Genomic DNA, 13,568 nt, shown 5'->3' on the forward strand with positions numbered 1-13,568 from the left:
CTCTCGTTGTGAGAATACTATTCTCTTCCGATGCGTGCCGCAATATCCTTTCGGACCAAGAACTTCTGGATCTTGCCGCTTGCGGTGCGGGGGAAGTCTGTGACTTCGTGCAATTCCTCGGGCCACTTCTGCTTCGCGACTCCGGCCTGGGCGAAGTGCGTCTGCATGTCGCCGAGGGTGGGCATGGTGTGTCCCGCGTGTAGCCGAAGGACCGCCGCGGCGTGCTCACCGAGGCGCTCGTCGGGAGCAGAGACGACTGCGGCTTCCGCGACCGATGGGAGGGTGAGCAGAACCTCCTCCACCTCGAGGGCGCTGATGTTCTCACCACCGCGGATGATGAAGTCGGCCTTCCGGTCGGTGATGGTGAGATAGCCGTCCTCGTCGAGCACCCCGATGTCGCCGGTGTGGTACCAGCCCTCATCGTCGAACGCCTTGGCAGTCAGTGCAGGGTCGGTGTAGCCGGCGCACAGGTCCGGTCCGCGGCTGAGGATCTCGCCGTCGCCGGTCAGCCGGATCTCGACGCCGGGTGCGGCGTTGCCGTCGGTGTAGAGCCGCTTGTCCTCCGGGTCGGTCACCAGTGAACTGGTGATCGACGGATGCTCGGTGCTGCCGTATGCGCGGAAGACGATGATGCCGTAGTCGGCGAGCCGCCGAGTCACTGCTGCTGGGACCGTGGATCCGCCGAGTCCCGCGTACTTCATGAACGGGATGTGCCGTTCGGGGGCGAAGTCGGGGTGGTCGACGAGGCTCGTCATGAAGTAGGTGGCGCCGCCTCCGACGACGAGCGCGTCGCTCTCCATGAGCTCGAGTGCTCGCTGGGGATTCCACACGTCCAGCAGATTGATGGGACTGCCGTCGAGGATCGGGATGAGGAAGGCATTGACCATGCCGATGAAGTGGCCGACCGGCGCGGCCGTCAGTTGCTTGCCGCGGTCGGCCGGGTACCGCGCGGCGAGCTGCCGGGTCTCGCATCCGAGGCTCCGGTGGCTGTGTATCACGCCCTTGGGATTGCTCGTGGTACCGGACGTGAACGCCAGGAGTGCTGCGGCGGCAGTGTCTGCGGGGAGTACACCCTCGAACGGCTCGTCGTCGAGCAGATCCTCGAAGGGGACTGCTGATCCTTGTATTTCGCCGCTGTCGGAACCGACCACGCCCACGATCGGTATCGCCGCACACACGTCCGGCGTGAACTCCATGTTCCCGAAACGTGCCGCACTCACGAACACCTTCGGCCTGGCCTCGCCCAGGATGTAGGAGAGTTCCTTGCGTCCGTAGAAGTGGACGATCGGCACGACCGCGGCGCCGAGGAACGACGATGCCCAGAAGACGGCTGCGGCCTCCATCCAGTTCGGCAGCTGAAACGCCACCGTGTCGCCGGGGCCGACGCCGCGCTTACGCAGGCCGCCCGCGAGTCGGCGAGCTACGAGTTCGACGTCGGCGAAGGTCCCCTCCCAGGGCCGTACGTCGGAGAAGATCCGGAACTCGGTGTCCGGAGCGGCTTTCAGGCCGCGGGCGAGAAGGTCGCCGAGGGTGTCGCGTGTCCACCACCCTTCGTTTTCGTAGCGTTCGACGAGCTCGGGGGGTATCTGCCGCATCTGTTGCGCTCCAGGTGGTCGCGGAGCGTGTCGCTCCAGTGGTTACGGAGCGTGGCGCTCCGGGTGGTGACAGAGCCGCGCCGAGGTACACCGCGGCGTCGGCGGAGTTCCTGCCGGCCTTCGCCAGCATGTGAACATGTTATTCTCTCTAAACAAGAATTCCAATATCACCTGGGAGAATTACCCTATGGTCGAGCTCGAACTGGACGAGGGACTGGCAGTCCTCACGATCGATCGTCCACAGGCGCGCAATGCGATTTCGCTCGAGACGATGGACCGGCTCGATGAGACGCTCGACAAGGTGGGCGACGCCCGAGTGCTGGTCATCACCGGCGCGGGCGACCGCGCTTTCGTCTCCGGAGGTGACCTCAAGGAGCTGGCCAAGCTGCGGACGCTGGACGAGGCCGCGGGCATGGCGCGCCGCATGCGGACGATCTGCGACCGGATCGCTGCTTTTCCAGGACCTGTGGTGGCAGCACTCAACGGTCATGCACTCGGGGGCGGCGCAGAGTTCGCCGTGTCGGCCGATATCCGCATCGCGGCAGACGACATCAAGATCGGGTTCAATCAGGTCTCGCTCGCGATCATGCCTGCGTGGGGTGGGGCCGAGCGGCTCGCCGCACTCGTGGGTCGGGGGAAGGCGCTCATGCTCGCGGGGTCCGGCGCGATCCTCGGAGCGGAGGAGGCTCACCGCGTCGGTCTCGTGGATCAGGTGCTGTCACGCGCATCGTTCGACGAAGGTTGGCGCTCGCTCGCGCGCTCACTCGTCAACGAATCCTCGGGGTCGATCAAGCGCGTCATCTCCGGTGCAACGCCGGATGAAGCGATCGACGCGTTCGCGCAACTGTGGGTCGCCGATGCTCATTGGGACGCCGCAGGCAAGGTGATGAACCGCGGGAAATGATGCCCCGGCATCGTGAGGCCGCACACATTTTCGACGTCATGGATGAGCGTGCGCGTTGCGTATGTGACTCATGTGGGGAAATTTCGGACATTTGTTGAAGGATGAACTGGCTGGCGTCAAACCAACACGCCGCTGATAAACGCAAAACACGTACTCTGTGATGGATTCGTAACCCTTTCGTTACCGAGAGGCCGCTCAGAGGAACGCTGTTTTGTCTTTCACTGCCGAAAATCTTGCTCCGACCGTGACATCCCGACGCCGACCCGCCACCGTGCGGATGGGGAGGTGGATATCGGTGGTCCTCGTTACAGGGGCCGTCACGGCAGCGGGAACGACTGCTGCCAACGCGACCGACACGACGCCCCGCGCCCAGGCGGGGCTCTCGTGGACCGGAAGCAACGAAGCCCTGTCCACGGCTCCTCAGGTGCTGTCGATCCCGGGGATCGACGTCTCGAGCTACGCGGACAAGCTTCGCAAGGCCACCGAACGCGAGCAGCAGCGCATCACCGAGGCCGCAGCGGCGCATCAGGCCGAGCTGGATCGCATCGCGCGTGAGGCGGCGGAGCAGGCTGCCCGCGAGGAAGCCGCGCGTCATCCCGCATCGGTGTTTCCGGCCGCAGGTGTCTTCACCTCCGGATACGGCGCCCGGTGGGGTACCAACCACAACGGCGTCGACATCGCAGGCCCCATCGGAACCCCGATCCTCGCCGTCACCAACGGCCACGTGATCGAGACCGGCCCCGCATCGGGATTCGGGCTGTGGGTTCGTGTGCAGCAGGACGATGGCACAGTCGGTGTCTACGGCCACATCGACCAGTCGCTGGTCTCGGTCGGCCAGCCGGTGAGCGCCGGCGACCAGATCGCCACGATGGGCAATCGCGGGCAATCCACCGGACCGCACCTGCACTACGAGGTTCACCTCGCCGACGGCACCAAGATCGATCCCGCGCCGTGGCTCGCCAACCGCGGAATTCCGATCCCCGGAGCCCACCTGTCATAGGCGGTTCCACCCGAGACGAGAAGGACCCCGCGCACCTGCCATTGCGGTGCGCGGGGTCCTTCACTGTCGGATCACCAGATCTTCACGCGCTTCTCGGGTTCGAGGTAGAGCCCGTCGCCCGGCTTCACGTCGAACGCAGTGTGGAACGCATCGATGTTGCGCACGACACCGTTGCACCGGAACTCGGGCGGAGAATGCGGGTCGACGGCGAGTCGCCGCGTCGCCTCCTCGTCGCGCACCTTGGTACGCCACACCTGCGCCCACCCGAAGAACACCCGCTGCAGACCTGTCAGCCCGTCGATGACCGGGGACTCGTCGTCCCCGACGGCAATCTCGTAGGCGTTCAACGCAATCGACAGTCCGCCCAGATCGCCGATGTTCTCACCGATCGTGAAGCTGCCGTTGACGTGCTTGCCGGGGAGTGCCTTCGGCTCGAACTCGTCGTACTGGGCGATGAGAGCTGCGGTGCGCTTACCGAATTCGGTGCGGTCCGAGTCGGTCCACCAGTTCTCGAGGTTTCCGTCGCCGTCGTACTTGGCACCTTGGTCGTCGAAGCCGTGACCGATCTCGTGCCCGATGACCGCGCCGATCCCGCCGTAGTTCGCGGCGTCGTCGGCATGCAGATCGAAGAACGGTGGCTGCAGGATCGCGGCGGGGAAGACGATCTCGTTCATGCCGGGGTTGTAGTAGGCGTTGACGGTCTGCGGAGTCATGAACCACTCGTCCCGGTCGACAGGGCCGCCGAGCTTGGAGAGTTCGTGGTCGTACTCGGCTGCGTAACCGCTGCGATAGTTGCCCACCACGTCGTTCGGGGTGATCGTGACCGCCGAGTAGTCCCGCCACTTGTCGGGGTAGCCGACCTTCGGGGTGAACTTCTCGAGCTTCAGGAGCGCCGCCTGACGGGTCTCCGGGCTCATCCACTCCAGGTCGGTGATGCTCTGCCGGTACGCCTCGGTGAGGTTCTCGACGAGCACCTGCATCCGGGTCTTCGCCTCGGCCGGGAAATGGCGTTCGACGTAGAGTTTTCCGACGGCCTCACCGAGAAGGTCCTGCACGAGTGACACGCCGCGCTTCCAGCGTTCGCGAATCTCCTCGGCGCCCGTGAGCGTGCGGCCGTAGAACGCGAAGTTCTCGTCGACGAACGCGTCGGTCAGGTACGGGGCGCGTGCGCGCAAGATCCGCCACGACGCCCACGCCTTCCACTCGTCGAGCGACTCGTCCGCCCACGCCTGTGTGAACACTTCGAGGAAGCTCGGCTGCCGCACCACGATCTCGTTCCACTGCTCCGCGGTGGCGCCCGTTGCGGCGATCCAGCCGGACCAGTCGAAACCGGGGAGATCGGTGAGCACCGACTCGAGGGTGACGAGGTTGTATGTCAGGTCGGCGTCGCGACGCTTGACGACGTCCCAGTGTCCCGCGGCCAGTTTCGACTCGAGCGCGAACACGCGCTGCGGATCGTGTTCGATGCCGGCGAGTGCGAACATCCGGCCGATGTGCGCGACGTACTCGTCGCGGATCTCGGCGTACTGCTCCTCGCGGTAGTACGACTCGTCGGGCAGGCCGATGCCGCCCTGCGCCACGTGCATCAGATAGCGCTGGGAGTTCTTCGAATCGGTGTCGACGTAGTGACCGAACGCGCCGCCGACACCCACCCGCTGCAACCGTCCGAGCACGGATGCGAGTGCGGCGCGGTCGGCGGCACCCGCGACAGACGACAGTTCGTCGGCGACCGGCCCGAGCCCGGCAGCCGCGATCGTGTCGGTGTCCATGAAGCTCGTGAACAGGTCGCCGATCTTCTGCGCATCCGTCCCCGGTGCGGCGTCGGAGTCGGCTGCCTCCCCGATGATCGTTCGCACATCCACCTCGGCCTTGTCGGCGAGCGTGCGGAAGGCACCGTCGAGGGCACGGTCGGCGGGGATTTCGTGTTCGGCGAGCCAACGGCCGTTGACGTGCTCGAACAGGTCGTCCTGGGCGCGTGTGCCCTCGTCGACGTGGTCGAGATCGATTCCGGATCGGGTCTCCGAGTGCGCAGTGGTCATGCCCACCATCCTTCCACCCGTAACGGTCCCGATGCAGTACGCGCTCGAACGCCGGAGAACGTGCGCACGTCGCCCCCTCGGTCCCTACCATCGGGTCAGGAGCCTAGGACGGGAGAAGAACACGGTGGCCAGCGGTGACGAACAGGCGTCGAAGGCGACGCCGCGCACGGAGATGATCGTCGACAAGCGGTTTCTGCCCGTCGCGGACCTCTTCTTCCGGATGTTCGACAAACCCGGTCAGGGCGGCGGCGCGATCGCTGCGTACCTGCACGGCGAACCAGTTCTCGATGTGTGGGCCGGGTGGGCCGACAAGCAGCGTCGCTGGGCGAGCGACACGATCGTGCTGTCGTTCTCCACGGGGAAAGGGGTCGCCAGCACGGTGCTGCACCGTCTCGCCGAGCGCAACCTGGTGTCGTACGACGCACCGGTCGAGCAGTACTGGCCCGAGTTCGGCGCGGCCGGGAAAGAGAGCATCACCGTCCGCGAACTCATGTCGCATCGCGCGGGGCTCCACAAGGCCAGAGGGCTCGTCCCCGGACGCTACGGTCTCCTGGACTCGGAGAAGGTCGCCGCCGCACTCGCGGCATCGCCCCCGGATCCTCGGCGGCTGACAGGACCGGGCTATCACGCGGTGACCTACGGGAATCTCGTCGCGGAGGTCGCCGCGAGGGTCACGGGTGTGCCGTTCCAAGATCTGGTCCGGCAGGAGATCGCCGAGCCGCTCGGCGCGGAGGAATACGGGGCAGCGGAATTCTGGTATCGCGTGCCGCCCGAACAGCGGCACCGCATCGCGCGAGTGTTCCCCAAGGTCAACTTCCTGCCCGCTCCGTGGGCGACCGCGGGTGCGGTGATGTCGCGGATGCCCGGCATCAAGGGGCTCGCCGAAGCAGGGATGGCGGAGGGGTTCGACGAGGTGATGCGCAGCCCTCGGGCGCACGACGCCGTGATGCCGGGCTGGAACGGCGTGTTCACCGCCCGCTCACTCGCCCGGATGTACGGCGCGCTCGCACACGGGGGTGCACTCGAAGGTGGTGACCACCGGTTGCTGGCGGAGGAGACCGTCGAGCAGCTTCTCGAGGTGCAGACGCGTCGCCGCGACTACGTCCTGGGGTTCCGTCCCAACTGGCGACTCGGCTACCACCCTGCCTGGGTCGCAGTGCGGCACCAGCCGCTCAGGTCCATCGGGCACTACGGTTTCGGGGGTTCCGGCGCGTTCGCCGATCCTGAGACCGGACTGTCGTTCGCGTTCGTGACCAACCGTATGGGCAACGCCTACACCACGATCTCCGACGGACGGTTCCCGCGCCTCGGGGGCGCAGTGGTCACCGCTGCTCGGAGGACCTAGCGAACAACTGCACGCTCGCGTACGCCCGAACGTACACGGTGCCGTCCTCGCCGGTCAGCAGCGTTTCCAGCGATGCGAGACGCCGTCCGGCCCGCACCACGTCGGACTGCACCTGCACGGGCGGTCCCGGCACCGCGGGCGAGCGCAGGTAGTCGAGGGTGATCTGAAGCATCCTGTACTGCCCGCCCGCTTCGGTGAGGCTCTGTGCTGCGAGGCCGGTGACGCTCTCGGCGATCGAAAGAAGCACGCCGCCCTGGATCGAGCCGATGAAGTTCGTCATCCATTCGCTCGGCGTGACGGTGGCGCGCACCGCACCGCGTTCGACGCTGTGCACCCGGAGGGCGTGCATCCCGGCGAGCGGGCCTCTCGGCAGCGTGCCGGCAGCGATGCCGCTGACGATGTCGAGGCCGGACTTCGAGTCGAGGACATCTCCGTCGATCCAGGGTTCGTACTTGTCCGGGGCCGTGGGGAACGGGTCGGCCGCCGAGCCGGCGCCGTCGGTGGGTGTGCGCCCGACGACGATGGTTCGTCCGGTCAGGTGCAGGACGAGGTTGCCGCTCTCATCGAGGATCTCTGCGGACGACAGACCCGAGGTGTCGTCGAAATGCATGCTGCGTCCGACCCCGGAGACCTGACCGGAATGCGGGAACGGATGTGCGGTCGACGCTGTGAGCTGTGCGAGCACGCCTTGCGCACGGAGCCCGGTGGCGTGCTCCCTGGCGACACCGGCGGGGGCGGCTCCGACGATGTCGGACAGGGCGCCGAGCGCCGAGATCGTGACCTGTCCGCGGTGGTCGAAGAAGGTGGGGCCGACTGTCTGCGTCACCGAGACGGAGTCGGGCGGGCACACGCTCACTCCGACCCCCGTGTAGGTGGCGGGTCGGTCGATCGGGAACGTGGCAATTTCGAGCGTCATGCCGTCGATTCTCGCTCAGACGATGGTGGGCGGATCACCGGGACTCGTGCGCGAGGATCGCGGCCTGGATCCGCGACTGCAGATCCAGCTTGTGCAGAACCCGCGCGACATGCGTTTTGACGGTGGTTTCGCTGACCCCGAGGCGAGTAGAGATCTGCCTGTTCGACAGCCCCTCGCCGATGAGGTCGAACACTTCGCGCTCGCGGCCGGTGAGGGTATCGAGGGCGGGGACCGGTGTGGGCGTGCGCTCGCGCACGGCGGCGAACGCGTCGATCACCGTTCGGGTGACCTCCGGCGCGAGCACCCCGTCGCCCGCGTGCACGGACCGGATCGCGTGCAGCAGAGCATCGGCCGATGCGGTCTTGAGGAGGTAGCCGCCCGCACCGGCACGCAAACTGTCGAATACGTACTCGTCGATCTCGAAGCTGGTGAGTACGAGCACCCGGCTACCGGTTTCCGAGGTGATGATGTGCGTGGCGGCGATGCCGTCGGTTCCCGGCATCCGGATATCCATCAGCACCACGTCGGGTTGCAGCGCGCGTACCTGCGACACGGCGACGGCGCCGTCGGCGGCCTCACCCACCACCTCGATGTCTGGGTCGGACTCGAGGATCATCCGCAGGCCGCTGCGGATCGCGGTGTGATCGTCGGCCAGCAGGACTGTGATGGTCACCGGGTGGCTCCGTTTCGCAAAGGCAGGTGTACTTCTGTTCGCCATTGATTGTCGACGGCCCGGGAGCGGGCACCACCACCGATCGCGGCGGCGCGCTCCGCGATATTGCGCAGCCCCTGCCGTTCCCCACTGTCGGGAAATACATCACTGTCGGGAGGCGTACCGATAGGTCCGGTGCTGGTCCCGAGCGGGTTCGAGATCCGGATCGTCAGTTCGCGACGATCAGCCGCGAGGCACACGACTACGGGCTGTCCGGGTGCGTGCTTGGTGGCATTCGTCAGGGCTTCCTGGATGATGCGGTAGGCGGTCACGTCGACTTCGGCGTCGAGTTCGGGAAGCTCGCGCGTATCGATTGTGACGGCGTTGCCGCTCGCCTCGGCCGACGAGACGAGGCCGGACAGGTCGGCGAGACGTCCGGCGGTGGCGGCGTCGTCGCGCGCGTTCTCGCTGCGCAGCAACGTCACCATCGACTGCATCTCCCGGAGTGCTTCGACGCTGTTGGTACGAACCGACTCGAGGACCGTCATCGCCTTCTGCGGATCGCGTTCGCGCAGCCGCAGCGCCGCTTCGCTCTGGATCGCGATCGCCGACAGGTGCCCGGCGACGATGTCGTGCAGGTCGCGCGCGAGGTGCTGCCGTTCCGCGGTGATCGCGGCCGCCCGGTCGAGTTCGGCGACCTGGGCGAGTGCCTGCGCCTTGACGCGCTCGGCTTCTGCGGCGTCGCGGTGGGTGCGCACCGAGCGGGCCCACCACACGGGTAGCGCGACGAGGAGCACGCCCATGGCCGCGACGAACACCGCCGGTCTCAGCTCGCCGGTGTAGATACCGAATCCGACGGCGAAAATCGCGATCGGCGCGATCGGTGCGCGCTCCAGAAACACACTCGTCCGGGCACTGCCGTACAGCGCGGCCGCGAACAGCAGGTCGCCGTACGCGAGCCACACCGGCAGGGACAGGCCGAGCGCGAAGTCGACGGCGACCGGAATCGAGGCCAGCACCAGACCGAGCAGCGGGTGCGACCGGCGCAGGAGAATGGGCACGCACACGGCCGCGAGGATCAGCAAGCGCACGCCCGTCGACGTTCCGTCTTCGGAAACCAGAGCGCCCAGATTCAGCGGATACAGCACCGCGCCGCACGCGAAGTAGGCGAGTGCGATGAGCGTGGGCGCGTAGCGGTCGATCACGTTGCTATTCGAACACAACGATCAGGCCGTTTCGGTGGTCGTCATCCGAAGTGATGACGCCCCGCGACCCGGTCGGCGGACGCGGCGGTGCACCTCCCGCCGCGATGCTCGATGCATGTTCACCAGCCACATCACCGCATTCATCATCGCCAGCGAGGTCGGGTTCTGGGTTGTTCTCGCACTCGGCCTCGTGCTCCGATATCTGCTGCGTCTACCGAAGGTCGGCGCTGTTGTGCTCGCACTGATCCCGGTGATCGACGTGGTGCTGCTCGTAGCTGTGGCACTCGATCTGCGGAACGGCACGGAGGTCGGCTACATCCACCGAATCGCCGGGATCTATCTGGGGGTGAGTGTCGCGTTCGGACCCAGCATCGTCCGCTGGGCCGATGCGCGCTTCGCACACTGGTTCGCCGGCGGCGAGAAGCCACCGCCGACACCGAAGGAAGGACCGGAAGCGTTCCGGCACGAGATCGCGAGTTTCGGGCGCTGGCTCATCGCCGCCGGTATCAGTGGAGCGGCCGTTCTGGGCCTCGGCGCGACCGTCGCGAACGATGCGCAGAGCGCCGCCCTCAACAGCGTGTTCCCGACACTCGGAATCATCACCGTCATCTGGTTGATGACCGGACCGGTATGGGTTCTGAGCAAAACCTGATCGTCGCGATGAGTTCTCCGTCGGCCGTGGGTCTGTCTACTTCGAACGCTCACCCACGCAGTGCTCACCGACCTGAGGAGATACCTATGTCCCGCATGCTCTTCGCCAACCTCGCCGTCGAGAACGTCGCCGCGACCCGCGCCTTCTTCGACAAACTCGGCTTCACCTTCAACGACATGTTCTGCGACGAGAACACCGCGTGCCTCGAGATCAACGAACAGTCGTTCGTGATGCTGCTCGAGAAGCCGCGATTCCGCGATTTCATCAACGACGACATCTGCGACACCTCGACCGCGCGAGAGGTGTTGATGTGCGTGTCTGCGGACAGTCGCGAGGCAGTGGACCAGTTGGTCGACGGGGCGGTCGCCGCGGGCGGAAGCGAGTGGATCACGGCCGGGTCGAAGCAGGCGAACGCGGAGATGGGCGAGTTCTCGCACAGCCGCGCGTTCCGCGACCTCGACAACCACGTGTGGGAGGTCATGTGGATGGATGTCGAGGCTGCCGCCGCGCAGTGGGCACCCGAGGGTGAAGGTGCGGCCCAGGGCTGAGCTTTCAGCACCGGAGGACGCGCAAGTACCTCTCAGCGTCGGGCTACCGGAGTCTCCGGTAGCCCGAAACGCGCGAACAACCCGACGATGTCGTCGCTGAAAAAGACCGTCGCATGCGCGACCTTGCCCTCGACGATGTCGAGTACCTGGAGCTGAAACGGATGATGCTGCCCATCGTCACCGCGCATGTAGAGTCCGAGGGCCGGCTGTCCGTTCGCCACCGTGGGGAGAAGGATCTGATCGCCCGGGCCTTCAGCCGGGCAGTTGCACTTGATCAGAGTCACGATGGCGTCGGCACCTTGATACCAGCCGTCGAACGGCGGCATTTCCCAGATGGCGTCCTCCGTGAGCATCGTGACGAGCGAGTCGATGTCGTACTTCTCGAATCCCTCGACCCACCGCTTCACGAGCGCGCGGGTTTCGGCGCTGTCGGGTTCGCTGAGTTCTTCGTTCGAGGCCTGGGCGCTGCGCAGCTGTGCGCGCGCTCGCTGCAACAGGCTGTTCACCGCGGCGGTGGTGGTGTCGAGCGCGGCGGCGACTTCGCTTGCGCGCCATTGAAGTACATCGCGCAACAGGAGTACTGCGCGTTGCCGTGCAGACAGGTGCTGTAGCGCGGCGACGAACGCGAGCCGGATCGAGTCGCGTGACGCGACGATCGTTGCGGGATCGCTCGGGTCGTCGGTGTGCCCATCGTCGGTGTAGCTGCCGGGGATCGGCTCGAGCCAAGGGACTTCCTGACGCGCGACGAGGTCGTCCGTCGGATCGGAGCTCGGCGCACCCAATCCGGTGGGCAAGGGTCTGCGTTTTCGCCCGTCGAGCGCCGTGAGGCACACGTTCGTGGCGATGCGGTGCAGCCATGTGCGCAACGACGAGCGTCCGCCGAAATTGTCGTATCCGCGCCATGCACGCAGATAGGTCTCCTGCACGAGGTCTTCCGCGTCGTGCAGGGAACCGCTCATGCGGTAGCAATGCGCGAGCAGTTCGCGCCGGTACGGCTCGGCGGCATCCATGAATGCGGCATCGCCGAGGTCACTCGATGTTGTGTCAAGGAGCTGTTCTGTCATGGGTGCCCGCCCTCGTCCGACTGCCTGAACAACTACCTGCCCGAGAGTAGTCCGGGGGACCGACACACAACAGACCGAGAAGTCTTCCGATGGAGGTCACGGGCACTTCGATTGCGGCGGTTCTCCGGGTAGCGTGACGAAGCCGTGTCCTGGTGGGGGCCACGGAGTAAGGATTGGGGCAGGTGTTGCAGGAACACTTCGGGCGGAACGATGCGTCGGGTGGGGCGGGCCCCGTGGGGCCGTTCGCGGGTGGGCCGCCACTCGATGCATTGCACGTCGAGACTCCGCCGCTCGACAGGTTCGGGCTCGCCGAACTGGGTCGCGCCGTTGTCGTCGCCTTCGCGCTCGTCGCGTTCGTGACGTGGGCGGTGGTGCGATGGGCTGCGATGAGCATCGTCGGGCGCGCACCCCGTCGCAGCCTCGTCGACGCCGCCGCGCACGGCACGGTCGACGCATTCGAACACCTCGGGCCCACGTTCGTGAAGCTCGGACAGCTCGTCGCGTCGTCGCCGGGCCTGTTCCCGGCCCGACTCGCCGACGCCTGCCTGCGCATGCTCGACGACGTACCCACCTTCCCGTCTGCGCAGGCCCGCGCGGTCATCGAGGAAGACCTCGGGCACCGGATCGACGAGATGTTCTCCTCGTTCGACGATGTGCCGCTCGCGGCGGCGTCGGTCGCGCAGGTCCACGGATGCGTGCTCCGCGATGGGCGCGAAGCCGTGATCAAGGTGCAACGGCCCGGGATCGCGCGGCGGATGCTCGTCGACCTGCGCGCGGCGTATGTCGGTGCCAAGATGCTGCAGATCTTCGAGTTCTTCCGGATCGCCAACACCCCCGCGATCATCCGCGACCTCTACAACGCGACGATGACCGAACTCAACGCCGCGGTCGAGGCGGATCGGCAGGACCGCTTCCGCAGCAACATCGGGACCTTCGGCGACAACCGATATGTCACCGTGCCCGAGGTGTACTGGAATTGGTGCGGGCCGAGGGTTATCTGCATGGAACGGTTGAAGGGCACACCGCTCGATCGGGTCGTGCCAGGAGAGGCCGGTTTCGACACCGCACTGTTGGTCCGACGTGGCGTGAAGGTGTGGATCGAGGCGGTGCTGTTGCACGGTCCGTTCCACGGCGATGTGCATGCAGGAAATCTGTGGCATCTCGACGACGGCCGTGTCGCGCTACTCGACTTCGGGATCGTCGGCGAACTCCCAGAACAGTGGCGGACGGTGCTGCGCGAGCTGTTCCGCTCGGCGCTGCTCGACGGTGACTTCTCCTCGGTCGCGAGCAGCATCCGGGAGCTCGGGGTCTCGGAAGATCTCCACGTCGACGATGCGGAGGTCGGGCGGCAGGTGGCGGAGACCTTCGCGCCGCTGCTGGGACGTGATCTCTCGGAGCTGCGGCTCAGTGCGCTCATCGGTGCACTCGTGTCGCTGGGGCGTCGATGGAACACCACGAGCCCGGAGGAGCTGGTGTTGTTCGGTAAGCAGGTGGGCTATTTCGAGCGGTACGCGACGGCGCTCGCACCAGGGTGGGTGCTGGGTCGCGACCCGTTCGTCTTCCGCAACGTCTTTCCCGAGGAAGTGGCCATAAGAATTGCCGAATCGGGCGTGAGCCTGCCCGACTGAGCGAAAAGGTGTCGGAGGTC

12 protein-coding genes are annotated in these 13,568 nt (G+C 66.3%); 6 read left to right on the forward strand and 6 right to left on the reverse strand.

What is annotated here, in order from left to right; genetic code table 11:
* Positions 1 to 17 precede the first annotated feature (17 nt).
* The gene (locus ACZ46K_RS08390) at positions 18 to 1,595 is read right to left on the reverse strand and encodes an AMP-binding protein (protein WP_464747607.1); all 1,578 of its coding nucleotides are present in this window, start codon (positions 1,593 to 1,595) and stop codon (positions 18 to 20) included.
* 187 nt (positions 1,596 to 1,782) lie between these two features.
* On the opposite strand from ACZ46K_RS08390, the gene ACZ46K_RS08395 reads away from it, so the two are divergent.
* A complete protein-coding gene (locus ACZ46K_RS08395; RefSeq protein ID WP_464747609.1) occupies positions 1,783 to 2,499 on the forward strand; it encodes an enoyl-CoA hydratase/isomerase family protein in 717 nt (238 codons plus the stop codon).
* A 277-nt stretch (positions 2,500 to 2,776) separates the two neighbouring features.
* Positions 2,777 to 3,499, forward strand: a complete 723-nt coding sequence (locus tag ACZ46K_RS08400; RefSeq protein WP_464749268.1) for a M23 family metallopeptidase — start codon at positions 2,777 to 2,779, stop codon at positions 3,497 to 3,499.
* Positions 3,500 to 3,570: 71 nt separating this feature from the next.
* On the opposite strand, the gene ACZ46K_RS08405 is transcribed toward ACZ46K_RS08400, so the two are convergent.
* The gene (locus tag ACZ46K_RS08405) at positions 3,571 to 5,538 is read right to left on the reverse strand and encodes a M13 family metallopeptidase (protein ID WP_464747611.1); all 1,968 of its coding nucleotides are present in this window, start codon (positions 5,536 to 5,538) and stop codon (positions 3,571 to 3,573) included.
* 172 nt (positions 5,539 to 5,710) lie between these two features.
* Between ACZ46K_RS08405 and ACZ46K_RS08410 the strand changes: the two genes are divergently transcribed.
* Positions 5,711 to 6,883 carry a serine hydrolase domain-containing protein gene (locus ACZ46K_RS08410; RefSeq protein ID WP_464749269.1) on the forward strand — a complete coding sequence of 391 codons (1,173 nt, stop codon included), beginning with the start codon at positions 5,711 to 5,713 and terminating at the stop codon, positions 6,881 to 6,883.
* On the opposite strand, the gene ACZ46K_RS08415 is transcribed toward ACZ46K_RS08410, so the two are convergent.
* Genes ACZ46K_RS08415 through ACZ46K_RS08425 form a run of 3 tightly spaced genes read right to left on the reverse strand, consistent with a single transcriptional unit; the run spans position 6,861 to position 9,656 of the window.
* Positions 6,861 to 7,799: a PaaI family thioesterase gene (locus ACZ46K_RS08415; protein ID WP_054804728.1), complete on the reverse strand. Its 939-nt coding sequence runs from the start codon at positions 7,797 to 7,799 to the stop codon at positions 6,861 to 6,863. The genes ACZ46K_RS08410 and ACZ46K_RS08415 overlap by 23 nt on opposite strands.
* Positions 7,800 to 7,833: 34 nt before the next feature.
* Positions 7,834 to 8,472, reverse strand: coding sequence for a response regulator (locus tag ACZ46K_RS08420; protein WP_464747613.1), 639 nt, complete (start codon positions 8,470 to 8,472; stop codon positions 7,834 to 7,836).
* Positions 8,469 to 9,656: a sensor histidine kinase gene (locus tag ACZ46K_RS08425; protein WP_464747615.1), complete on the reverse strand. Its 1,188-nt coding sequence runs from the start codon at positions 9,654 to 9,656 to the stop codon at positions 8,469 to 8,471. The genes ACZ46K_RS08420 and ACZ46K_RS08425 overlap by 4 nt, the downstream gene beginning before the upstream one ends.
* A 115-nt stretch (positions 9,657 to 9,771) precedes the next feature.
* Here ACZ46K_RS08425 and ACZ46K_RS08430 point away from each other — a divergent pair, with 115 nt between their 5' ends.
* Positions 9,772 to 10,308: a hypothetical protein gene (locus tag ACZ46K_RS08430; protein WP_464747618.1), complete on the forward strand. Its 537-nt coding sequence runs from the start codon at positions 9,772 to 9,774 to the stop codon at positions 10,306 to 10,308.
* An 86-nt stretch (positions 10,309 to 10,394) separates the two neighbouring features.
* Entirely contained in the window at positions 10,395 to 10,856 is a 462-nt protein-coding gene (locus tag ACZ46K_RS08435; protein ID WP_054807769.1) for a VOC family protein, read from the forward strand.
* Between the two features lie 32 nt (positions 10,857 to 10,888).
* Here ACZ46K_RS08435 and ACZ46K_RS08440 read toward each other — a convergent pair whose 3' ends face one another.
* Positions 10,889 to 11,920: a sigma-70 family RNA polymerase sigma factor gene (locus tag ACZ46K_RS08440; RefSeq protein ID WP_464747621.1), complete on the reverse strand. Its 1,032-nt coding sequence runs from the start codon at positions 11,918 to 11,920 to the stop codon at positions 10,889 to 10,891.
* 182 nt (positions 11,921 to 12,102) lie between these two features.
* Here ACZ46K_RS08440 and ACZ46K_RS08445 point away from each other — a divergent pair, with 182 nt between their 5' ends.
* Positions 12,103 to 13,548 carry an ABC1 kinase family protein gene (locus tag ACZ46K_RS08445; RefSeq protein ID WP_464747623.1) on the forward strand — a complete coding sequence of 482 codons (1,446 nt, stop codon included), beginning with the start codon at positions 12,103 to 12,105 and terminating at the stop codon, positions 13,546 to 13,548.
* Positions 13,549 to 13,568 lie beyond the last annotated feature (20 nt).

The organism is Rhodococcus sp. JCM 9793, assembly GCF_055380405.1.

What these genes read in the sequence shown, in the direction of transcription:
- ACZ46K_RS08390 (WP_464747607.1), bottom strand. Translation starts at nt 1,595, where the DNA reads ATGCGGCAGATACCCCCCGAGCTCGTCGAACGCTACGAAAACGAAGGG.
- ACZ46K_RS08395 (WP_464747609.1), top strand. Translation starts at nt 1,783, where the DNA reads ATGGTCGAGCTCGAACTGGACGAGGGACTGGCAGTCCTCACGATCGAT.
- ACZ46K_RS08400 (WP_464749268.1), top strand. Translation starts at nt 2,777, where the DNA reads ATGGGGAGGTGGATATCGGTGGTCCTCGTTACAGGGGCCGTCACGGCA.
- ACZ46K_RS08405 (WP_464747611.1), bottom strand. Translation starts at nt 5,538, where the DNA reads ATGACCACTGCGCACTCGGAGACCCGATCCGGAATCGATCTCGACCAC.
- ACZ46K_RS08410 (WP_464749269.1), top strand. Translation starts at nt 5,711, where the DNA reads ATGATCGTCGACAAGCGGTTTCTGCCCGTCGCGGACCTCTTCTTCCGG.
- ACZ46K_RS08415 (WP_054804728.1), bottom strand. Translation starts at nt 7,799, where the DNA reads ATGACGCTCGAAATTGCCACGTTCCCGATCGACCGACCCGCCACCTAC.
- ACZ46K_RS08430 (WP_464747618.1), top strand. Translation starts at nt 9,772, where the DNA reads ATGTTCACCAGCCACATCACCGCATTCATCATCGCCAGCGAGGTCGGG.
- ACZ46K_RS08435 (WP_054807769.1), top strand. Translation starts at nt 10,395, where the DNA reads ATGTCCCGCATGCTCTTCGCCAACCTCGCCGTCGAGAACGTCGCCGCG.
- ACZ46K_RS08440 (WP_464747621.1), bottom strand. Translation starts at nt 11,920, where the DNA reads ATGACAGAACAGCTCCTTGACACAACATCGAGTGACCTCGGCGATGCC.